Source organism: Amaricoccus sp., assembly GCF_036846665.1.
Lineage (GTDB): Bacteria > Pseudomonadota > Alphaproteobacteria > Rhodobacterales > Rhodobacteraceae > Amaricoccus.
On the sequence record NZ_DAIUBO010000002.1, the window covers coordinates 1 to 20,552 of the forward strand.

19 protein-coding genes are annotated in these 20,552 nt (G+C 70.8%); 4 read left to right on the forward strand and 15 right to left on the reverse strand.

Going from position 1 to position 20,552, the window contains the following annotated elements; translation table 11 throughout:
- Window positions 1–115 precede the first annotated feature (115 nt).
- The 4 genes from V7050_RS00315 (at window position 116) to V7050_RS00330 (ending at window position 4,932) form a co-directional block, all read left to right on the forward strand.
- Window positions 116–1,354 carry an NAD(P)/FAD-dependent oxidoreductase gene (locus V7050_RS00315; protein WP_324373672.1) on the forward strand — a complete coding sequence of 413 codons (1,239 nt, stop codon included), beginning with the start codon at window positions 116–118 and terminating at the stop codon, window positions 1,352–1,354.
- Window positions 1,355–1,358: 4 nt separating this feature from the next.
- Window positions 1,359–2,360, forward strand: coding sequence for a 4-hydroxyproline epimerase (locus V7050_RS00320; RefSeq protein WP_324369835.1), 1,002 nt, complete (start codon window positions 1,359–1,361; stop codon window positions 2,358–2,360).
- Between the two features lie 434 nt (window positions 2,361–2,794).
- Window positions 2,795–3,898, forward strand: a complete 1,104-nt coding sequence (locus V7050_RS00325; RefSeq protein WP_324369837.1) for a cis-3-hydroxy-L-proline dehydratase — start codon at window positions 2,795–2,797, stop codon at window positions 3,896–3,898.
- Window positions 3,898–4,932 carry a trans-3-hydroxy-L-proline dehydratase gene (locus V7050_RS00330; RefSeq protein ID WP_324369839.1) on the forward strand — a complete coding sequence of 345 codons (1,035 nt, stop codon included), beginning with the start codon at window positions 3,898–3,900 and terminating at the stop codon, window positions 4,930–4,932. The genes V7050_RS00325 and V7050_RS00330 overlap by 1 nt, the downstream gene beginning before the upstream one ends.
- A 9-nt stretch (window positions 4,933–4,941) precedes the next feature.
- Here the strand turns inward: V7050_RS00330 and V7050_RS00335 are convergent, their stop codons facing one another.
- The 15 genes from V7050_RS00335 to iolD form a co-directional block, all read right to left on the reverse strand.
- Window positions 4,942–5,700, reverse strand: coding sequence for a hypothetical protein (locus V7050_RS00335; RefSeq protein WP_324369841.1), 759 nt, complete (start codon window positions 5,698–5,700; stop codon window positions 4,942–4,944).
- Window positions 5,697–6,539, reverse strand: coding sequence for a hypothetical protein (locus V7050_RS00340; protein WP_324373673.1), 843 nt, complete (start codon window positions 6,537–6,539; stop codon window positions 5,697–5,699). The genes V7050_RS00335 and V7050_RS00340 overlap by 4 nt, the downstream gene beginning before the upstream one ends.
- Before the next feature lie 327 nt (window positions 6,540–6,866).
- Complete coding sequence (locus V7050_RS00345; protein ID WP_324365821.1) at window positions 6,867–7,871, reverse strand: YeiH family protein; 1,005 nt, start codon at window positions 7,869–7,871, stop codon at window positions 6,867–6,869.
- Window positions 7,872–7,914: 43 nt separating this feature from the next.
- Window positions 7,915–8,916 (reverse strand): Ldh family oxidoreductase, encoded by a 1,002-nt coding sequence (locus tag V7050_RS00350; RefSeq protein ID WP_324365823.1) that lies wholly within the window; start codon window positions 8,914–8,916, stop codon window positions 7,915–7,917.
- A 1-nt stretch (window position 8,917) separates the two neighbouring features.
- The gene (locus tag V7050_RS00355) at window positions 8,918–9,847 is read right to left on the reverse strand and encodes a hydroxyacid dehydrogenase (RefSeq protein WP_324365825.1); all 930 of its coding nucleotides are present in this window, start codon (window positions 9,845–9,847) and stop codon (window positions 8,918–8,920) included.
- A gap of 3 nt (window positions 9,848–9,850) precedes the next feature.
- Window positions 9,851–11,032 carry a UxaA family hydrolase gene (locus V7050_RS00360; protein WP_324365827.1) on the reverse strand — a complete coding sequence of 394 codons (1,182 nt, stop codon included), beginning with the start codon at window positions 11,030–11,032 and terminating at the stop codon, window positions 9,851–9,853.
- A 2-nt stretch (window positions 11,033–11,034) separates the two neighbouring features.
- A complete protein-coding gene (locus V7050_RS00365) occupies window positions 11,035–11,322 on the reverse strand; it encodes a UxaA family hydrolase (RefSeq protein WP_324365829.1) in 288 nt (95 codons plus the stop codon).
- Window positions 11,315–12,523 carry a glycerol dehydrogenase gene (locus tag V7050_RS00370; RefSeq protein WP_324365831.1) on the reverse strand — a complete coding sequence of 403 codons (1,209 nt, stop codon included), beginning with the start codon at window positions 12,521–12,523 and terminating at the stop codon, window positions 11,315–11,317. The genes V7050_RS00365 and V7050_RS00370 overlap by 8 nt, the downstream gene beginning before the upstream one ends.
- 569 nt (window positions 12,524–13,092) lie before the next feature.
- Window positions 13,093–13,836, reverse strand: coding sequence for a GntR family transcriptional regulator (locus tag V7050_RS00375; protein ID WP_324365833.1), 744 nt, complete (start codon window positions 13,834–13,836; stop codon window positions 13,093–13,095).
- Window positions 13,837–14,381: 545 nt separating this feature from the next.
- Window positions 14,382–15,881: a CoA-acylating methylmalonate-semialdehyde dehydrogenase gene (locus V7050_RS00380; RefSeq protein WP_324365835.1), complete on the reverse strand. Its 1,500-nt coding sequence runs from the start codon at window positions 15,879–15,881 to the stop codon at window positions 14,382–14,384.
- A gap of 24 nt (window positions 15,882–15,905) precedes the next feature.
- The gene (locus tag V7050_RS00385) at window positions 15,906–16,757 is read right to left on the reverse strand and encodes a TIM barrel protein (protein WP_324373675.1); all 852 of its coding nucleotides are present in this window, start codon (window positions 16,755–16,757) and stop codon (window positions 15,906–15,908) included.
- Window positions 16,754–17,560, reverse strand: a complete 807-nt coding sequence (iolB, locus tag V7050_RS00390; protein WP_324365839.1) for a 5-deoxy-glucuronate isomerase — start codon at window positions 17,558–17,560, stop codon at window positions 16,754–16,756. The genes V7050_RS00385 and iolB overlap by 4 nt, the downstream gene beginning before the upstream one ends.
- Window positions 17,561–17,580: 20 nt before the next feature.
- Complete coding sequence (locus V7050_RS00395) at window positions 17,581–17,760, reverse strand: DUF3329 domain-containing protein (protein WP_324365841.1); 180 nt, start codon at window positions 17,758–17,760, stop codon at window positions 17,581–17,583.
- A 13-nt stretch (window positions 17,761–17,773) separates the two neighbouring features.
- Window positions 17,774–18,685, reverse strand: coding sequence for a myo-inosose-2 dehydratase (gene iolE, locus V7050_RS00400; RefSeq protein ID WP_324373676.1), 912 nt, complete (start codon window positions 18,683–18,685; stop codon window positions 17,774–17,776).
- Between the two features lie 11 nt (window positions 18,686–18,696).
- The gene (iolD, locus tag V7050_RS00405) at window positions 18,697–20,532 is read right to left on the reverse strand and encodes a 3D-(3,5/4)-trihydroxycyclohexane-1,2-dione acylhydrolase (decyclizing) (RefSeq protein WP_324365845.1); all 1,836 of its coding nucleotides are present in this window, start codon (window positions 20,530–20,532) and stop codon (window positions 18,697–18,699) included.
- Between the last annotated feature and the right edge of the window lie 20 nt (window positions 20,533–20,552).

Consider the following 20,552-nt stretch of genomic DNA (forward strand, 5'->3'; position numbering starts at 1 on the left):
GGCGCCCGCCCCGGGGCGGCGGGGGCCGGGCGCCGGCGGGCCCCTGGCTGTTCCCTCCGGGGCCCGGGAGCCCGCCCGGGCCACGGGGCCCCGCCCCGCCCGCTGAGCCGCCCGGATGCCCGCGGACGTCATCATCATCGGCGGGGGCATCGTCGGCCTCGCCTCGGCCGAGCGGCTCCAGGCGGCCGGGCGGCGCGTCACCCTGATCGAGCGCGCCGGCATCGCCCGGGGCGCCAGCTTCGGCAATGCCGGCGCCTTCGCCTTCTCCGACATCCTGCCGCTGGCGGCGGCGGTGCGGCTGAGCCGGCTGCCCCGCTGGCTGATCGACCCGCTCGGCCCGCTCGCCATCCCGCCGGCCTATCTGCCGAGGATCCTGCCCTGGCTCCTGCGCTTCTGGCGCGCCGGCCGGTCGGACCGGATCGCCCGGAGCACCATGGCCCAGACCGCGCTGATGCGCCTCGCCGAGAGCGAGATGGCCGCCCTGACCGCCGCCGCCGGCCTCGCCGGCATGGTGCGGAAGGAAGGCAGCCTCGAGCTCTACGAGAGCGAAGGCGAGCTCGCCGCGAGCGCAGCCGGCTGGCAGGCCCGCAGCGCCGCCGGGATCGCCTTCGAGCATGTCCGCGGCGAGCGCCTCGCCGCGCTGCAGCCGGGCCTCTCGCCGCGCTTCCCCGTCGGCACCTTCGTCCCGGAATGGCAGACCGTGGACGACCCCTTCACCTTCGCGACCCGCCTCGCCGATCACGTCATCGCCGCGGGCGCGGAGCTCGTCGAAGCCGAGGCCACGGCGCTCCGTCCCGAGGGCGAGACCGTCGCCGTCACGCTGGCGGACGGATGCGTGCTCGCCGCCCGCGCCGCCGTGGTCGCCGCCGGCGCCTTCTCCCGCCGCCTGACCGATCCGCTCGGCGACCGCATCCCGCTCGAGACCGAGCGCGGCTACAACACCACCCTGCCCCCCGGCGCCTTCGCGCTGCGTCGCCAGCTCGTCTTCGGGGGCCACGGCTTCGTGGTGACGCCGCTTTCCACCGGCATCCGCATCGGCGGCGCGGTCGAACTCGGCGGCCTCGACCTGCCGCCGGACTACCGGCGTTCGGAGGCGATGCTGACGAAGGCCGCGGCCTTTCTCCCCGGCCTGCGCAGGGAGGGCGGCACGCAATGGATGGGCTTCCGCCCCTCGCTCCCCGACAGTCTCCCCGTCATCGGCGCGAGCCGCGCCGGGCCGCGGATCGTCTATGCCTTCGGCCACGGCCATCTCGGCCTGACGCAATCGGCCGCCACCGGCCGGCTCGTCGCCGACCTGCTCTGCGGGCGCGCGCCCGCCATCGACATCGCCCCCTTCAGCCCGCAAAGGTTCTGACGCAATGGCCCGCCACACCTTCTTCTGCATCGACGGCCATACCTGCGGCAACCCGGTCCGCCTCGTCGCCGGCGGCGGGCCGGCGCTGACCGGCGCCACCATGCTGGAGAAGCGCGCGCATTTCCTCGCCGAATACGACTGGATCCGCACCGGCCTGATGTTCGAGCCGCGCGGCCACGACGTCATGTCGGGCTCGATCCTCTATCCGCCCTCGGACCCGGCGAACGACGCGGCCATCCTCTTCATCGAGACCTCCGGCTGCCTCGCCATGTGCGGCCACGGCACCATCGGCACCGTGACCATGGCGATCGAGCAGGGTCTCGTGCGTGCGAAGACCCCGGGCATCCTGCGCCTCGAGGCGCCCGCGGGCCTCGTCATCGCCGAATTCCGGCAGGAGGGCGAGCATGTGGAGGAGGTGCGCATCACCAACGTGCCCTCCTTCCTGCATTCCGCCGGGCTCGAGGTCGATTGCCCCGATCTCGGCCGCCTGACCGTGGACGTCGCCTATGGCGGCAATTTCTACGCCATCGTCGATCCGCAGGCAAATTTCCGCGACATGGCCGATCATAGCGCCGCCGACTTCATCCGCTGGAGCCCGGTGCTGCGCCGGCGGCTCAACGAGGCCCATGACTTCGTGCATCCCGAGCATCCCGGCATCCGCGGGCTCAGCCACCTGATGTGGACCGGCGCCCCGACGGTCCCCGGCGCCACCGCCCGCAACGCCGTCTTCTACGGCGACAAGGCCATCGACCGCTCGCCCTGCGGCACCGGCACCTCCGCCCGCATGGCGCAATGGACCGCCCGCGGCAAGCTGAAGCCCGGCGACGCCTTCGCCCATGAAAGCATCATCGGCTCGGTCTTCCAGGGCCGTGTCGAGCGCGCCACCCGCATCGGCGACCGCGAGGCCATCGTGCCCTCCATCGGCGGCTGGGCGCGGCAGACCGGCTTCAACACGATCTTCATCGACGACCGCGACCCGTTCCGGCACGGATTCCAGGTGGTCTAGGTGCGGAGCGATCCGGTGAAGGTTGCGCAGACGAAAAGGCACGAGTTCATGAACGGGAGGTTTTCGCCGCTTTGCCCGTGCCTCGGCACGGGCAGTCGCCAGCCCCCCGTCACACCGGCAGGGAGATCGCATCTGGAGTTCCTTCCTCCTTCCTCGACCGTCCCGCTCCAGGACGAGGGCAGCGCCCGACCCGGGCGGAAGCGAAGCACCTGCCCCGCCCCCAAGGCGGGCGCTGCCCGGCGGTGCCCGCCGGCCGGGGTGGTGACGCTAGGCACGCCCAAAGCTCGGGCAGACGGAGTTTCGCCACAAGAGAGCATGCCAGTGTCATGCGGCATGAAGATTGCGTTAACGCCGGCTGAAATACCGCCTCTTTTCAGCAACTTGGCCGTTTGTGCGCGCGCGCTCACTTCGGATCCGCAATGGCGAGGCCGCCCGTGAGGATCACCGCCATCAAGGCCTGGCAGGTCGACCTGCCCCTCGTCGAGGGCCGCTACAGCTGGTCGAACGGCAATTTCGTCGAGGTCTTCGACAGCACCATCGTCGCGGTCGAGACCGACGCGGGCATCACCGGCCATGCCGAATGCTGCCCGCTCGGATCCGCCTATCTGCCGTCCTATGCGGCCGGCGTGCGCGCGGGCCTCGCCGAGATCGCCCCGAAGCTGATCGGCCGCGACCCGACCGATCTCAACGGCCTCAACCGCGCCATGGACGCGGCCCTGCGCGGGCATCCCTACGTCAAGGCGCCCGTCGACATCGCCTGCTGGGACATTCTCGGCAAGCTGACCGGCCTGCCGCTCCACACCCTGCTCGGCGGCGCCGCGCAGGAGCGCATCACCCTCTACCGCGCCATCTCGCAGCAATCCCCCGAGGCGATGGCCGCGAAGATCGCCGGCTACCGCGCCGAGGGCTACACCCGCTTCCAGCTCAAGGTCGGCGGCAACGCCGAGGAGGACATCGCCCGCATCCGCGCCGCCCGAGACATCCTCGCCCCCTCGGACGTGCTCGTGGCCGACGCCAACACCGGCTGGACCCGCGCCGAGGCCGCGCGCGTGGTCGCCGCCGTCGCCGATCTCGACGTCTATATCGAGCAACCCTGCCCCAGCTATGCGGAATGCCTCTCGATCCGCCGCCGGACCGCCCTTCCCTTCGTGCTCGACGAGGTGGTGGACGACGCGGCCATGCTGGTCCGCGGCCTCGCCGACGACGCGATGGACGTGATCAACCTCAAGATCTCCAAGGTCGGCGGGCTCACCAAGGCGCGCCTGATGCGCGACCTCTGCGTCGCCGCGGGCATCCCCATGACCATCGAGGACACCTGGGGCGGCGACATCGCCACCGCCGCCATCGCCCATCTCGCCCGCTCCACCCCGGCCGAATTCTGCTTCACCGCCACCGATTTCAACAGCTACGTCACCCGTCCCCTCGCCGAAGGCGCGCCCCGCCGCCGCGACGGCTTCATGACCACCAGCGAGGCGCCGGGCCTCGGCATCGCGCCGCTCGTCGAGGGCTTCGGCGCCCCGGCGCTGGAGATCGCCTGATGCGCAGCAGCCGCGCCGTCCAGATCGTCGCCTGCCACGCCGAGGGCGAGGTCGGCGACGTCATTGTCGGCGGCGTCGCCCCGCCCCCCGGCGACACGATCTGGGAGCAGTCCCGCTTCATCGCCCGCGACGGCGCCCTGCGCCGCTTCGTGCTGAACGAGCCCCGCGGCGGCGTCTTCCGCCACGTCAACCTGCTGGTTCCGCCGAAGGACCCGGCCGCGGACATGGGCTTCATCATCATGGAGCCCGAAGACACGCCGCCGATGTCCGGCTCGAACTCGATCTGCGTCGCCACCGTGCTGCTCGACACCGGCATCCTGCCGATGACCGAGCCCGAGACCCGCCTCGTGCTGGAGGCGCCGGGCGGGCTGATCGAGGTCACGGCGCGCTGCCGGGGCGGCAAGGCCGAGCGCATCACCGTGCGCAACCACCCGAGCTTCGCCGACCGGCTGGGCGCGGTGCTCGAGGTTCCGGGGCTCGGCACGCTCTCGGTCGATACCGCCTATGGCGGCGACAGCTTCGTGATCGCCGACGCCGCCGCGCTCGGCTTCGCCGTCACGCCCGACGAGGCCGCCGACATCGCCGCGACCGGGATCCGCATCACCCGCGCGGCCAACGAACAGCTCGGCTTCGCGCATCCGACCAATCCGGACTGGGCGCATTTCTCCTTCTGCCAGATCGCCGCGCCCGTGGTCCTGAAAGACGGCGTGCTGACCGGCAGCAGCGCAGTGGTGATCCAGCCCGGCAAGATCGACCGCTCGCCGACCGGCACCGGCTGCTGCGCGCGCATGGCGGTGCTGCGGGCCCGCGGAGAGATGGCGGCCGGGGACCGGTTCATCGGCCGCTCGATCATCGGCTCGGAATTCTCCTGCCGCATCGAGGCCGATACCATGCTCGCCGACCGTCCCGCGATCATCCCCTCGATCTCGGGCCGCGCCTGGATCACCGGAACGCGACAGGAGATGGTCGACCCCGACGACCCCTGGCCCGAAGGCTACCGGCTCTCGGACACCTGGCCGCAGCCGGTCAGGTGAATCACGCCGTCACGGCTCCGGCGGCAGCACCCCGCGCGCCTGCAGCAGGCGAAGCACCGCCAGGATCGTCCCGGTGCTGACGTCGATCGAGCCGCTGAGGGCGATGCCGAGACCGCCCGCGCCGATTTCGGTCGGCACGCCGCTGTCATAGACCGGGTCGAGCATGGCAAGCTCGGGAGGCATCTCGGGGCAGATCGGGCTGTCCTCGAGCAGCAGGCCCACCGCCTCGATCAGGAGGCCGCGCACCGCCTGCCGCCGGCCGTTGCCCGCGTCCACCTCCGGCAGCGCGCCGGGCGCCGCCTGCACCACGTCGTAGAGACGGAAGACCACGCAGGGCCCATCCAGTTCCGCCGAAAGTTCGGCCCGGACCTCGACCTCGTTCTCGGACCTCGGCGCGCCCCTCTCCCAGGCGGTGGGGCCGGTCCGCTCGCAGGTGTAGGCTTCGACGTCCAGCCGTGCCGTCGCGATCACCCGCGTCTCCCGGGCCTCGGCCTCGACCCGCTGGAGCGCGACCCGCGAGCCGCAGGTGTCCACCAGGGTCAGGCCCGCGAGAAGCTCCGGCAGCTGGCGCTGGAGGTCGGTCAGGTCGAGGGTGGCCGCCACCCCGATCCGGGTCGGCGCCACCGCTCTGAGGCCGAGGTCGAGCCTGTAGCCGATCTCGCGCGCGTCCAAGGTCAGGGTCTCCGCGATGCTCAGATTCGCTTGCTGCGCCCCGGCCGCCGGGGCCAGGGCGAGCATTCCGGCAGCGATCAGGCCCGCGCCTCTCACCGGACACCTCCCAGGATTCCCCGGGACCGGGCCAGATCCACCAGCCTGACGAGACTGCCCGCGCTCGCATCGACCGAGCCGCTCAGCGCGGCCCCCATGCCGCCATCGCCGATCTCGCGCGGGCCGCCATCGGTGTATCGGGGGTCGAGCCAGGCGACGTCCTCGGGCAGGTCCGGGCAGATCGGGCGGCTCGCGAGCGCCTCGCCCGCCCGGTCCAGGATCGCCTCCCTTGCGCGCCCGGTCACGCCGAAGAGGTCGGCCAGGCGGCCGATCAAACCCTTCGGCGCGAGCTCCAGTTCCTCGAGGCGGAAGACGATGCAATCCTGCTCGACACCGGCGGTCGCGACGGCGATCACGTCGATGGTCTGGCTCAGGAGCCGCATGCCCCGCCGCTCCTGTTCAGTGCCGCGGCCCGGGCAGCGATAGAGGTGGGCGACCGCCCTGCCCCGGCCGCGCACCTGCGTGCCGACCGCCTCCACCCGATCGAGATCGAGGTCGAGCCCCAGGCCGCAGCTCTCCACCACCGTGCCCGCGACGATCTCCGGCAGCGCCTGCTGGAGCGGGCGCAGGTCGACGAAGGCCTCGACCGCGAGCCGCGTCGCCGACTGGGGGCTCAGTCCGAGATAGAGGGTGAGCGGCAGCTCCCTCCCGCCGACCGGGAGCGGCTCGGCGAGCTTGAACCTCACCTCCCCGGCATAATGGTTCGGATCGACCGGCCCCTTCGCGATCGCCGCGGCGGGTGCCGGCGCGTCCTCCGCCTCGCTGCCGCAGCCAGAGAGCACCAGTGCCGCGAGGCAGCACAGCGCCTTCAGGGGAAGGTCGACCCGCAATCCGTTCATGCCGCAACCATTACGGGCAGGCGCGGCCCGGCGCCAGAGTCAAGAATGCCTCATGGGACGGCCGCCCGACCGGCCCGGCCCGCCGGGATCGAACCCGACGGCCTGGCGATCATATCGACCGGATTCGGTGCGAGGTCCCGGCGCGGCCGCCGGGCTCGGCCTTCCGCCGGGGTGGCGAATTGCGGCGTTTCACGATGAAACGCATGTTATGTATTTGTTTTTATTTAATTTATTCTGAATGTGTTTCAGCGCCGGCTTCGGATCGGCGCGGGGCTTGCAGTGGTTTTTCCCTGTTCTGGGAATCGGTCCGGGAACCGCAAGCGGCGGTCAGATCAGGCGGAGTCCCAGCAGCGCGAAACCGGCGATGAAGGCCGTCTCGAGGAAGAGCAGCAGCACGGATTGGGGCGGGATCTCCCGGAAGCGCCGCAGTTCCGTGCGGACGCCGACCGCGGCGATGGCGGTCAGCATCATCCATTTGGAGAGCGCCGCCGCGGCATCCTGGACCGGGCCGGGGAGGAGCCCCAGGGAATTGACGATGACGAGGAGGATGAAGGCGAGCACGAAGCCCGGCACCAGCGGCGGGCGGCGCAGGCCGGCACTGGGCACGGCATGGGTGTGGCGCAGCGCCAGGGTCAGCAGAAGCACGAAGGGCGCGAGCAGCGAGACCCGGATCAGCTTGACCGTCGTCGCCGTCTCGCCGGCGAAGTCAGAGACCGCGAAGCCCGCGCCGACGACCTGAGCCACGTCGTGGATCGTCGCCCCGAGGAAGATGCCGGTCTGGAACTCGCCCAGGCCGAGCGCGCCCGCCACCAGCGGATAGACGATCATCGCCAGCGTGCTGAGCAGGGTGACGCCGAAGACCGTGAAGACCAGATTGCGATCCGAGAACTGGTTGCGCGGCAGCACCGCCGCGATGGCCATGGCCGCCGAGGCGCCGCAGATCGCCACCGAGCCCGCGGTCAGGATGGTCAGGCGCCAGCCGCGCCCGAGAAGCCGCGCGACGGCATAGCCGAAGGCGAGCGTGGCGATCAGCCCCGCCACCACGAGCGTGAGCACCGGCCAGCCGAGCTCGGCGAAGGCGTCGAAGCCGATGCGCGCCCCGAGCAGCGCCACCCCGATCCGCAGCAGGACCTTCGAGGCGAAGTCGACCCCGTCGGCCGCACGCGACGGCGGGTCGAGAAGGAAGTTCATCGTCATGCCGATGAGCAGCGCCATCAGCATCGCCGGCGAGCCGTAATGGTCCGACAGGAATTGCGCCGCCAGGGCGATCAGGCCGCAGACCAGCACGCCGGGCGCGAGGCCGCGGGCGTGGAGCGAGAACCTGGCGGGCATGGAAGTCTCGGCGGCCATGGCGGCTCCCTTCCGTTCCGGTCGATCACCGGGCCCCGGGCAGCAGCGCGCGGATCTCGCGGAGCCGCTCCTCGGGGATCTCGAGCCCCGCCTCGGCGGCGCGCCGGCGTGCCGCCGCCTTGCCGGCGCCCGGAAGCCGCGTCCCCTCCTGGGAAAGGATCGCCCGGAGCAGGGTCTCGAGCCGCGCGCCGTAGCCCTCCACGCCCGGCCGGAAGGCGATGATGGTCTGGCCCACGCCCGGGGGCGGGCCTTCGGCGTCGAAGAAGGAGCTCGCCTCGAAGGCGTGGTTGGCGCCGATCAGGCTGGCCGAGAGGATCTCGACGACCAGCGCCAGCGCCGCGCCCTTGGCATCGCCGAGCGGGATCATCGTGCCCGCCAGCGCGGCGGCCGGGTCGGTGGTCGGCCGGCCGCCGGCGTCGAGCGCCCAACCTTCCGGGATGGACTGGCCGGCCTGCGCCGCGGCCATGATCCTGCCGCGGGCGACCTTGGAGAGCGAGAGGTCGATCACCAGCGGCGCGGCGCCCTCGCGCGGCGTGGCGAAGGCGATGGGATTGGTGCCGAAGACCGCCCGCGACCCGCCCCAGGGCGCCATCGCCTTGGGGGAATTGGCGACCATCAGCGCGATCAGGCCGCGCTCGGCGAGGCGTTCCACATGCGCGCCGAGCTGGCCGCAATGATGCGAGCGGCGGATGCCGGCCATGGCGATGCCGGTCTCCGGCGCGGTTTCGGCGAGCGCGTCGATGGCGGCGTCGATGGCGGGAAAGGCGAAGCCGTTGCCGGCGTCGACGAGGATCGCGGCCGCGAAGGGCCGGGTGATCCGCGGCACCGCATGGCCCGCGACCTTGCCCGCGCGGGCCTGGGCCGCATAGGCGGCGAGGCGCGAGAATCCATGGCCCTTCTGGCCGTCGATCTCGGCGGCCACGAGCGCGCGCGCGACCGAGGTGGCATTCGCGGGCGAGACGTCGCTGGCGAGGAGCGCGTCGCGGATCAGCGCCTCGGCGGCATCGACGGTGAAGAGTTCGGACATGTCAGTCTCCCGCCAGCGCCCGCCGGACGTTCTCCACCGTGAGGTGGCTGACCCGCGCATTGCCCTCGCCGGTGACGCCGGCGATATGGGGCGTGAGGATCAGGTTGGGGCAATCCCTGAAGCGCGCGCCCGCCTCCGCGGTCAGCGGTTCCGTGGCGAAGACGTCGAGCGCGGCGCCACCCAGGGCGCCGGCGGTCAGGGCCGCCACGAGCGCGGTTTCGTCGACGATGCCGCCGCGCGCGGTGTTGACGAGGATCGCCCCCGGCTTCATCCGGCCGAGCGCATCGGCCCCGAGCAGCCCGCGCGTTTCCCCGGTGAGCGGGACATGCAGGCTCAGCACGTCGGCCCTGGCCAGGAGATCCCCGAGCCCGCAGCGCTCGACGCCCGTCCAGGCCGGGTGATCCTCGGGCAGGAAGGGGTCGTGGGCGGCCAGCGCCATGCCGAGCGCGCGGGCCCTTTCGGCGACCGCCTGCGCGATGCCGCCGAAGCCCAGGAGGCCCATCACCCGTCCCGAGACCTCGCCGCCCCGTCCGAGCGCGTCGCGCGGCCAGAGCCCGGCGATCATCTCGTCCCTGGCGGCGAAGCTTCCGCGCACCAGGGCCATGGTGGCGCCGATCACGTACTCCGCGACCGAGAGCGTATTGGCGCCGGTCGCCGGCAGGACCGCGATGGCGCGGGTCCGGCAGGCGTCGAGGTCGATGTTGTCGAGCCCGACCCCGAGCCGTCCCACCGCCCGCAGCTTCGGCGCGGCGTCGAGCAGTTCGCGGTCGATCAGGGTGCGGTTGCGCACGATGACGGCATCGGCCTCGCCCACGGCCGCGAGGGTCGCGCCGCGGTCCTCGACCAGCGACGGGTCGTAGGTGACGGAGAGGCCGCTCTCGAATGCCGCGAGGGCTTCCTCGTCCATGAATTCCGTGACCACGACGCGCATCGGCTAGGCCGAGCGATAGAGCTTGGTCATGGAGAATTCGCGGTGGCCCAGGGCCTCGGATGCGGTGCAGCGGCCGTTCGCGGTGCGCAGGATCATCGCGATGAGCGCGTCGCCCGCCTCGTCGATGGTCATCTCCCGGGTCAGGACGCCGGTGACGTCCACGTCGATATGCTCGGACATCGTCCGCAGGGTGCGGGGATTGCCGGAGATCTTGATGACCGGGACGATCGGATTGCCGATGACGTTGCCCTGGCCGGTCGGGAAGGTGTGGATCACGTAGCCCGCGGCGGCCATCAGCGTCACGCATTCGGCGGCGGCCGAGGAGGTGTCCATGAAATAGAGCCCCGCCCCCTTGCCGGGCGCGACCGCCGGCCCGATCGCGTCGATATAGGTCGATGTGCGGCCGATCTTCTCGAGATTGCCCAGCGCCTTTTCCTCGATGGTGGTCAGGCCGCCGAGGATGTTGCCCTTGGTGGGCTGGCTGTCGGAGAGATCGGAGGTCTTGAAGGGTTCGATCACCTCGTCCTGATAGGCCCGGAAGATCTTCATGAAGGCCTCGCCCGCCTCCGGCGTCGCGGCGCGCTTCACGCAGATATGCTCGGCGCCGGTGATCTCGGAGGTCTCGCCGAAGCAGCCGTAGATGCCCTCGGGCAGCAGCTTGTCGTACATGTTGCCCACGGTCGGGCAGGAGGAGAGGCCCGTGGTGGTGTCGCTCTCGCCGCATTTCGTCGAGATCCACAGCTCGCCGATCGGGCAGTCCTCCTTCTGCTGCTCGGAGGCCCATTGCACGAATTCCTTGGCCTTCCAGCTGGCCTGCCGGATGGTCTCGAAATCGCCCTTCTGCTCGATCGAGACGCCGTGCACCGGCTTGCCGGTCCTGGCGATGCCATCGACCACGATCTGGGTCCATTCGGGCTCGATGCCGATCACCACCACCGCCGCGACATTGGGATTGGCGCCGGTGCCGATGATGGTGCGGAAATGCAGGTCCAGATCCTCGCCGAACTGGAGGCGGCCGTAGGCGTGCGGGATCGCCATGGTGCCCTTGACGTTGTTCGCCACCGCCTCGCAGGCGGCGTTGGAGATGTCGTCCACGGGCAGGATCAGCACGTGGTTGCGCACCCCGACCCGGCCGTTCTCGCGCCGCCAGGCCTTGACGGTCATGCTGGAGAAATCGAGTGCCATGGCTACCACCTCTTGGTCTTGCAATTGTGGACGTGGACATGTTCGCCGACCGCGACATCGGCGATCATCCGCCCGATGTCCTCGCCGTATTTCGTCACGGTATCGCCGGCCTTCATCGGCTTGAGCGCGACCTTGTGCCCGATCGGGATGTCTGCCTTCGCGGTCAGCCGGAAGTCGGAATTGTCGGCCGTGACGACGCAGAGCATCTCGGTGCCGGCGGCGAGATCCTCCACGACGACGACGCCGACGTTGTCTTCGTGATCGTGGACGAGAAGTTGTGGCTTATTCACGGTTTCCTCCAGTTTGCGCCCGCTGGAGCTCGGCTCCGACAGGGGATGCGGCGGACGGGGGTGCGCTCGACGGGTCTTGCGTCCGGTGCCGCGGACCCGGGAAGCGGCGCGGGCCGGGATAGGTCCGGTCGAGCGCGGCGACGAAGCCGAGCGCCTGCGCCACGTCCTCGGCGGTGACGCTGCGGTTCATGTTGTGCAGGCGGCTGCCCTCCCGCGCGGCATAGGTCGCCACGCGGCGCAGATCCGCGTCGCCGATGTCCGTCAATCCGAGCTCGGCGAGGCAGCGCGGCAGGCGGACCCGGCCGTAGAAATCGAGCATGTCCTCCATGAAGGCGGCGTCCCGGCCCTCCAGCCACAGCTGCGCCAGGAGCCCGATCGCGACCTCCTCGCCGTGCAGGATGCCCTTCGCGTCGGGCAGCACCGACAGCGCCATCCCGATGGCATGGGCGCCCGCCACGCCGCAGCCTTCGAAGCCCAGCCCGCTGAGGAGGATGTTCGCCTCGGTGACCTTCTCGACGGCGATGCTGGCCCGCTGCACGGCCACGTCGGCCACGGCCTGCGGCCCGTAGGTCCGGATCAGGTGGTAGCAATGCTCCGCCAGGCAGATCGCCGCTTCGGTGGGCCTCGCGTCGAAGAAGTTCGGCTTGCCCGCCGCGACCACCTGCTCGGCCTCGAAGCGGGTCGCCAGCGCATCCGCGATGCCGGCGCAGAAGTAGCGCACCGGCGCGCGGGCAATCACCTCGGTATCGACGAAGACCGCTTCGGGATTGGCCTTCATGAAGCGCGGCCCGATGAAGCTGCCGTCCTCTGCGTAGGTGATCGCGAGCCGGCTGGTGGGGGAATCGTTCGAGGCGATGGTGGGCACCACGATGATCGGCAGACCGGTCTCGATCTTCACCGCCTTGGCGGTGTCGATGGCCTTGCCGCCGCCGAGGCCGATGATGCAATCGTGCCGCCCTTCCCGGGCCCGGGCCGCCGCCGCCGCAATCGCCCGCGGCGCACATTCGCCGCGGAAATCGTCGAAGACCGGCTCCAGACCGGCGGCTTGCAGCGACGCCCGGACGGCCGCGCCATAGGTGCGTTGCACGAAGGCATCCGCGACGATGTAGGGTTTGCAGCCGAAGGGCCGGACCAGATCGCCGATCCCGGCCAGCAGGCCGGCCCCCTGGCGATAGATCAGGGGAAAGCCGATGGCGATCATGGAACCCGTCCGGGTGCCGGGCACGGGGCGGGCTTCGCCATCGCGGTCGCCGCCGAAGCCCCAGCCGTGACCGGCGTGCGGTTCCCGACCGGGATCCCGTTCACGGCCTCGGGCCCCGCAAAGGCTGACGCAAACATGATCCTCCCCGGGAGCCGTCCTGCGCGCCGCTGCCGCGCGACTCCATTTACTTATATAAGATACAAGATTTTGATGCGTCAATCCTTGATTGCCGGGATCTCATACCGATGGCCCCCCGGGCCCGAGCCTCCGGCCAGGAAGATGGCCGCGGCCCGCGCCGCCTTCCCCCGGAGGCGCGAGCCGCAGGGCGAGGGCGGTCGGGTTTCACCGTCGGTTGGGGATCGGGACGCATCGGCCCTGGACGGTTTGCGAAGCGCGCCGACCCCTGGCAGGGCCGGTGGTCCCTGGCTCTGAACGGGCCTGCGGTCGACGGTGTGGGCCGCCGGTATCGTAGGAACCGGGGCCGAATCGCTCGCTCAACCCCAGACCGGCGCGCGGCATTGCCTCGCGCCGGGGGAAGGCTGCGGCGCCACAGCAGGCGCGCGCCGCCGTCAGTGATCGGACCGCGACAGCTGGATGTGGTAGGATGCGAAATCCGTCCGGTAATAGCTGTCGCGGAGCTCGACCGCCCGGTTGGTCAGGTCGTAGGCGATGCGCACGATCTTCAGGAGCGGCGCCCCGGGCTCGACCGCCAGGGTCTCGGCCAGCTCCTTGTCCGCCACGGCCGCGGTGATCGATTCCTGCACCGTCATGATGACGAGGCCGAAGCGCTCGTGGAGATAGGGATAGAGCGAGCTGGGCAGGGGCAGATCCTCGGCCATGCCGGCGCAGTTCGCGGCGTCGAAGCTCATCTTCTCGAGCACGAAGGGCCGCTGCTCGTTCTGGCGGACACGGGTCAGGCGCGCGACCGCCTCGCAGCCTTTCCCGAGGATCTCCGTCTCGCGCGCGGTGGGCGTCGCGATCTCGATGCTTTCGCGCATCGGCGTCGGGACCACCATCTCGCCCTTCTCGTTCCGCAGCCGGAAGAAGGCATAGAGCGATTCCTCGGGCGTGGTCTTGCAGATCACCGTCCCCCGGCCGGGGCTGCGCAGCAGGAGGCCGCGATTCTCCATGGCGACCAGTGCCTTGCGGATGGTTCCCTGGCTGACCCCGAATTCCTCGGCCAGAATGAACTCGTTCGGAAGCTGGGAGCCCGCCGCCCACCGGCCGGTGGCGATGCGGTTGGTCATCTCGATCTCCGCGCGCTTGTAGAGGGGCTGCGGCAGCAGGGGAGATTTCTCGCTCACACCATCCATGGCACGCCTTCGCGCTGTTCGACCGAAGGCACAGCCCGGCGCTGCCCCCGACCGGATTATCGAGCGCATGATCGCCCGACATATTGTATAATATAAAGGAATGGATCCGATTTGGAAGGCAATACTCTCAGCGGGTGATCGGCCCGGACGGATGCCCTGCCCCATGGCCGCTGGACCGGGCCTCTGGCAGGGCGATCGCAATTGGCAACGCGATCCCGTCAGGCCGAGTTCCGCCCGAGCCTGGCGCCACCACCCCGCCCGGCGTGCACCACCGGGCATCGCGCGGCCCGCGTCGCATGTCCCCGAAAGCGCGCGCCGCAGGGCGAGGGGGTGCCGCGTCGCCACCGCTGGAAGATCGGGACGGGGCGGCCCTGGACGGCGCGCGTTGCGCACCGGCCCCCAGGGAAAGGCCGGCCCCGGGCGGATGTGGATCGCCTGTCGGGGATGATCCGCGCGAACCCGTGGCTCGGGATCGGCGTCGGAGGCCGGGGAGCGCTCAGGGCGCCCGCAGGATCCTCGGGCGGGCGCGGGTCTCGGGCCCTCTGCTAGCCCATCGTCGGCATGACGAATTCGGCCTCGGCGCGCATGCCGGTGGGCCAGCGGGTGGTGATGGTCTTCAGCCGGGTGTAGAAGCGCACGCCCTCGGGCCCGTGCATGTGGTGGTCGCCGAAGAGCGAGGCCTTCCAGCCGCCGAAGGAATGGAAGGCCATCGGCACCGGGATCGGCACGTTGACGCCGACCATGCCGACCTCGACGTCGTGGGCGAAGGCGCGGGCCGCGTCGCCGTCGCGGGTGAAGACCGCGACGCCGTTGCCATACTCGTGGTGCGCGACGAGGCCGACGGCTTCGTCGTAGTTCCTGGCGCGGGCCACCGAGAGCACGGGGCCGAAGATCTCCTCCTTCCAGATCGTCATGTCCGGGGTCACCGCGTCGAAGAGCGTGCCGCCGATGAAATAGCCGTTCTCGTAGCCCTGCGGCGCGCGGAAGCCGCGGCCGTCGACGACGAGCTTCGCGCCCTCCTTCTCGCCCTGGTCGATGTAGCCGCGCACCTTGGCGAGATGCTGGGCGGTGACGAGTGGCCCCATCTCGGAGGCGCGGTCCGTCGCCGGGCCGATCTTGAGCGCCTCGATCTTGGGGACGAGCTTCTCGATCAGCGCATTGGCCGTCGCCTCGCCCACCGGCACCGCCACCGAGATCGCCATGCAGCGCTCGCCGGCCGAGCCGAAGGCCGCGCCCATCAGCGCGCCCACCGCCATGTCGATGTCGGCGTCCGGCATGATGATCGCGTGGTTCTTGGCGCCGCCGAGCGCCTGGACGCGCTTGCCGTGCGCGGTGCCGGTCGAATAGATGTAGCGTGCGATCGGGGTCGAGCCGACGAAGCTCACCGCCTTCACGTCCGGATGCGCGAGCAGCGCGTCGACCGCCGCCTTGTCGCCGTTGACCACGTTGAAGACGCCGGCGGGAACGCCCGCCCTGCTCAGGAGCTCGGCGATGAAGAGCGGCGCCGAGGGGTCGCGCTCCGAGGGCTTCAGCACGAAGGCGTTGCCGCAGGCGAGTGCCACCGGGAACATCCACATCGGCACCATGCAGGGGAAGTTGAACGGGGTGATGCCCGCCACCACCCCGAGCGGCTGGCGCAAGGAGTGGCTGTCGACATTGGTGCCGACGTTCTCGGTGACCTCGCCCTTCAGCAGATGCGGGATGCCGATGGCGAATTCCACCACCTCGAGCCCGCGCGTCACCTCGCCGAGCGCATCGTCATGGGTCTTGCCGTGCTCGGCCGAGATCAGCTCGGCGATCCTGTCGGCATTCTCCTGCAGCAGGAGCTTGAAGCGGTCAAGGATGCGCGCGCGCCGCAGCGGCGGGGTCCTGGCCCAGGCCGGCCAGGCGGCCCTGGCGACGGCGACCACCGCGCCGACCTCCTCGGTCGAGGCGAGCGGCACGCGCTTCTCGACGTTGCCGGTCGCCGGGTTGAAGACATCCGCAAAGCGCCCGGAGCGGCCCGCGACGGTTTCGCCGCCGATGTAATGGGTGAGATCGGTCATCGTTTCCTCTTTGGTTTGCTGCTGTCACAGGCGGGCGGTGGAACTGCCCGTCAACGTGTCGGCGCCGGAGATGGTCCGGCGGAGATAGGCGATCGACCCGGCGATCGGCGCCTTGGGGTCGCTGCGCTCGCGAATGCCCGGATCGGTGCATTCGAAGGAGAAGGCACCGCGATAGCCGGCCGCGATCAGCCGGCGGATCTGCTCGACCGCGCCGGTCCGGTCGCCCTCGTCGAGGAGCCCCCGCGCCGCATCCTCCCCATCCGTCAGCGCGCCCGCGCCGGCGACGCCGGAGATATGGACCATGCGGATACGGGCGACGAGATACTCCCCGTCCGCCGCCAGCGCGTGCTGGAAGGTGTCGTGGAGGATGCCGAAGCGCTCGCCGAGCCCGAGATCCTCGATGGCGGCGACCGCCTCGCGCTGGAACTTCATCGAGCATTCGGCAGAACCGATCGGCTCGGGGAGCGCGGTGACGGCGGTGCCGGCAAGCATCGGCGCGATCGCGGCGACGACCGCGCGCAGGTTCCGCGCCCGGGCCGCGGCATCGGGGTCGCGGTGGTCGACCCGGGGGATGAGGCTGATGGTCCCCGCGCCCGCCGCATCGGCAGCCTCGATCAGCGCGGCGACGGCGTCGCGGCGCCCGGGGGTCAGGTCGTCGAAGCCGTAGACCTCGCTGAGGCCGAGCAGGCGCAGACCGCGCTCCCGCGCCATGGCCGCCGCGCGGGCGGGCGGCAGGCCGTCGAAGAACGGCCGGCCGAGGTCGTTGCGCGGCTCGACGCCGAGGCAGCCGAGCTCCGCCGCCAGGTCGAGGAAGGCGGCGAAGCCGAGACCGGGCACCGTCTTCTGGTTGAGCGCGAAATCCGTGGCGGTGCTCATGCGTCGCGCTTCATGATCCACTCGACCTCGGGCGCGGGGACGAAGCGCCATTTGCGCAGCGGCCCGGCCATGACGTTGAGATAATACATCTCGAAGCCGTGGGGCGCGCCGCAGGGATGATGGCCGCGCGGCACCAGCACCACCTCGCCGTCCCGGACCGCCATGGTCTCGTCGAGCGATCCGTCGTCGGTATAGACCCGCTGGATGCCGAAGCCGTCCTTCGGGTTCAGGCGGTGAAAATAGGTCTCCTCCAGATAGGTGATGCGCGGGAAATCGTCCTCGTCGTGGCGGTGGGACGGATAGGACGACCAATGGCCCGGGGGCGTGAAGACCTCGGTGACGAGGAGGGAATCGCACCAGTCCTCCGCCTCCATGGCGATATTGTTGATGTGGCGGGTATTGGCGCCCTTGCCGCGCGCGGTGAGCGTGATGCCCTCGGGTCCGATGCGGCGGGGCGCGTGGCCGCCCCTGCCCGGCGCCGAGCAGACCGCGAGCTGGCAGTCGGTCTCGGCGGTGGCGGTCCAGGTGCTGCCGTCCGGCAGGTAGAGGCAATGCGGCGGGGATTTCTCGAAGACGTTCATCCGCTCGCCGAGCAGGCCCCAATCCTGCCCGGCGCCTTCGATGCGCGCCTTGCCCTCGACCAGGACCAGGACGACCTCCCGGTCGCCGGTGGCCTCGGTGACGGCATCGCCGGGCCTGAGCCCGTAGAGCGAGAAGCCGACATAGCGCCAGCCGGCCGAGGCGGGCGTGATCTCGTGCACCTTGCCATGGCTTCCGAACGGCCTGCGCAGCAGATGGCTCATTTTCGGTCCTCCTTCGCGGATCAAGGGCGGTCGTAGGCGACCAGCAGGCCCCAGAGCGCCACGGCGCCCAGGGCGCCGAAGACGACCGCCCAGCCCGGATGGCCGGTCACGGCCTCGAAGAGCGCCCAGCCCAGGGCGACCGCCACGATCAGGATGCGGCGCCAGAGCGGGCGGAAGAACGGATGGCTGAAATCGAACATCGGCCTCCCTCGCTCAGGCGGGAGCGGCGGCGCTGTCGAGGCCGGTGGCCCGCGCCATGGCGCGCAGCGCCCTGAGCCCCATGTCCTGGTAGTGGAAGGGGTCGCGCACCGCGCTGTCCTGCTCGGCCTCGATCACCAGCCAGCCCGAATAGCCGTGGGCGGCGGCGATCTCGAGCACCGGCTCGAAGGCGACGCAGCCCTCCGGGTCGCCCGGCACGGTGAAGGCGCCGCGGCGCACCCCCTCGAGGAAGGAGAGGTTCTGCGCGCGCACCGCCGCCATGATGCCGGGGCGGATGTTCTTGGCATGGATATGGGTGACCCGATCCATGTACCGGGCGGCGAGCGCGGCCGGGTCCGCGCCGCCGAAATGGGCGTGGCCGGTGTCGAGCAGCAGGCGGGTATGGGGGCCCGCCATCGCCATGAAGCGGTCGATGTCCTCGCCCGATTCGATGATCGTGCCCATGTGGTGGTGGTAGCCCATCGTCACGCCCTGCCCGGCGGCGAAGCGGGAGAGCTCCTCGTAGCCCGTCGAGAAGCGCTCCCATTCCGCGTCGGACATGACGGGGCGGTCGTTCACCGCGACCTCGTCCTTGCCGTGCACGGCGTTCGAGCATTCGCAGGCGTTGATGTGGTCGCCGCCTGCGGATTTGGTGAAGTCGATCCAGGCCTGGAGCGCCGCCTTCTCGGTCTCGATGTCGTTGACGAGGATGTTGGTCGAATGCCAGCCGGCGGTGAAGCGCAGCCCGTATTCGGCGAGCTTGCGCCGGAGCGCCGTGCCCTCGTCGGGCATCTTGTGGCCCTTCTCGATGCCGTCGAAGCCGATCCTGCGGCAATCCTCGAGGCAATCCTCGAGGCTCAGATGGTCGCCGATGCTCCAGTCGTCGTCGTTCGACCAGGCGATGGGATTGGTGCCGTAGAGGATCATCGCCCCGGCCCTCAATCGGCCACGCGCTGCAACGCCGCATTGGCGTTGTAGCGCTCGCGGGCCCGCTCCAGCCGCTCGGGGCCGCCGGTCTGCGGCACCGCCACGTCCCACCAATGGCCGCCGGCGCCGGTGCCGGAGACGGCCTCGGTGTCGATGACGATGACGCTGGGGATGGCGCGGCCGCGGGCGGCGACGATCTTGACCTCGAGATCGGCGATATCCGCCGCCTTCTCGGCATGGGCGCCCATCGAGGCCGCATGGGCGACGAAATCGATCTCGGGCTGCGTCTCGACGCGGCTGTCCTTGTACATGTTGTTGAACTCGGCGCCGCCGCATTCCTGCTGCAGGCGGTTGATGCAGCCGTAGCCACGGTTGTCGGTCAGCACCACGGTGAAGGGGATGCGGCGCATCACCGCGGTGGCGAGCTCGGAATTGGCCATCATGTAGGAGCCGTCGCCGACGAAGCAGATCACCTCCTTGGAGGGATCGGCGAGTCGGATCCCCATGGCGCCGGCCACCTCGTAGCCCATGCAGGAATAGCCGTATTCCATGTGGTAGCCGCCCCTGGCCGCCTGCCAGAGCACCTGCAGCGCGCCGGGCATGGTGCCGGCGGCGCACATCGCAACGGTGTCTCTGGTCGCCACCCGCTGCACCGCGCCGATCACCTGGGCGTCGGAGGGGAGCTTGTTGGCATCCGCGGGAGGTGCCGCGGTCACCTTCCCGACCGCCGCGTGCCAGTCGATGCGGGACTGCGCGTCCGCCGCGCCGAAGCGGGTCTCGCCCAGGGCCGCGTCGATCCGCTCCAGCGTCACCTTCGCGTCGCCGACCACGCCGAGCGCGCCGTGCTTGAGCGCGTCGTAGCCGTGGACGTTGATCGAGACCAGCCGGCGGTCGGGGTTGGCGAAGACCGTCCAGGAGCCGGTGGTGAAGTCCTGGAACCGGGTGCCGACGCCGATCACCAGATCCGCCGCCTCGCAGGCGGCGTTGCCGCAGGCCGAGCCTGTGACGCCGGGCGAGCCGAAGTTCATCGCATGCTCCCAGGAGGTCGCGCCCTTGCCGGCCTGGGTCTCCACGATCGGGATGTTGCGCCGCTCGGCGAAATCCGCGAGCAGTTCCTCGGCGCCTGCATAGAGCACGCCGCCGCCGGCGACGATCACCGGCGCCCGGGCGGCCCTGATCGCCGCGACGACGGCCTCGACCTCGACCGGATCGGGCTCGGGCCGGCGGATGCGCCAGACCCGCGGCTCGAAGAAGCTCTCGGGCCAGTCGAAGGCCTCCGCCTGCACGTCCTGGCAGAAGGCGAGGCAGACCGGGCCGCAGTCGACCGGGTCGGTCATGGTGCGGAGCGCGCGCGGCAGCGCGGTCAGCAGGTGCTCGGGCCGGGTGATGCGGTCGAAATAGCGGGTGACGGGCCTGAAGGCGTCGTTGGCCGAGACGGTGCCGTCGTCGAAATCCTCGATCTGCTGCAGCACCGGGTCGGGCCGGCGGCTGGCGAAAACGTCGCCGCAGATGAAGAGCACCGGCAGCCGGTTGACATGGGCGAGCGCCGCGGCGGTGACCATGTTGGTCGAGCCCGGCCCGATCGACGACGTCACCGCATGGGCGCGGCGGCGGCGCAGGGTCTTGGCGTAGGCGATGGCGGCGTGCGCCATGGTCTGCTCGTTCTGGCCGCGCCAGGTGGGCAGCGCATCGCCGATGCCGTGCAGCGCCTCGCCGATCCCGGCGACATTGCCGTGGCCGAAGATCGCCCAGACCCCTTCGATGAAGCGGTCCGCCTCCTCGGTCCTCTGCACGCTCAGCCAGCGCATCATCGCCTGCGCCGCCGTCAGTCGCACTGTTTTGCCCATCGGCCCGCCTCCCCTTCTGT

What these genes read in the sequence shown, in the direction of transcription:
- V7050_RS00315 (WP_324373672.1), top strand. Translation starts at nt 116, where the DNA reads ATGCCCGCGGACGTCATCATCATCGGCGGGGGCATCGTCGGCCTCGCC.
- V7050_RS00320 (WP_324369835.1), top strand. Translation starts at nt 1,359, where the DNA reads ATGGCCCGCCACACCTTCTTCTGCATCGACGGCCATACCTGCGGCAAC.
- V7050_RS00330 (WP_324369839.1), top strand. Translation starts at nt 3,898, where the DNA reads ATGCGCAGCAGCCGCGCCGTCCAGATCGTCGCCTGCCACGCCGAGGGC.
- V7050_RS00340 (WP_324373673.1), bottom strand. Translation starts at nt 6,539, where the DNA reads ATGAACGGATTGCGGGTCGACCTTCCCCTGAAGGCGCTGTGCTGCCTC.
- V7050_RS00345 (WP_324365821.1), bottom strand. Translation starts at nt 7,871, where the DNA reads ATGCCCGCCAGGTTCTCGCTCCACGCCCGCGGCCTCGCGCCCGGCGTG.
- V7050_RS00350 (WP_324365823.1), bottom strand. Translation starts at nt 8,916, where the DNA reads ATGTCCGAACTCTTCACCGTCGATGCCGCCGAGGCGCTGATCCGCGAC.
- V7050_RS00355 (WP_324365825.1), bottom strand. Translation starts at nt 9,847, where the DNA reads ATGCGCGTCGTGGTCACGGAATTCATGGACGAGGAAGCCCTCGCGGCA.
- V7050_RS00360 (WP_324365827.1), bottom strand. Translation starts at nt 11,032, where the DNA reads ATGGCACTCGATTTCTCCAGCATGACCGTCAAGGCCTGGCGGCGCGAG.
- V7050_RS00370 (WP_324365831.1), bottom strand. Translation starts at nt 12,523, where the DNA reads ATGATCGCCATCGGCTTTCCCCTGATCTATCGCCAGGGGGCCGGCCTG.
- V7050_RS00375 (WP_324365833.1), bottom strand. Translation starts at nt 13,836, where the DNA reads ATGGATGGTGTGAGCGAGAAATCTCCCCTGCTGCCGCAGCCCCTCTAC.
- V7050_RS00380 (WP_324365835.1), bottom strand. Translation starts at nt 15,881, where the DNA reads ATGACCGATCTCACCCATTACATCGGCGGCGAAACCGTCGCGGGCCGC.
- V7050_RS00385 (WP_324373675.1), bottom strand. Translation starts at nt 16,757, where the DNA reads ATGAGCACCGCCACGGATTTCGCGCTCAACCAGAAGACGGTGCCCGGT.
- iolB (WP_324365839.1), bottom strand. Translation starts at nt 17,560, where the DNA reads ATGAGCCATCTGCTGCGCAGGCCGTTCGGAAGCCATGGCAAGGTGCAC.
- V7050_RS00395 (WP_324365841.1), bottom strand. Translation starts at nt 17,760, where the DNA reads ATGTTCGATTTCAGCCATCCGTTCTTCCGCCCGCTCTGGCGCCGCATC.
- iolE (WP_324373676.1), bottom strand. Translation starts at nt 18,685, where the DNA reads ATGATCCTCTACGGCACCAATCCCATCGCCTGGTCGAACGACGACGAC.
- iolD (WP_324365845.1), bottom strand. Translation starts at nt 20,532, where the DNA reads ATGGGCAAAACAGTGCGACTGACGGCGGCGCAGGCGATGATGCGCTGG.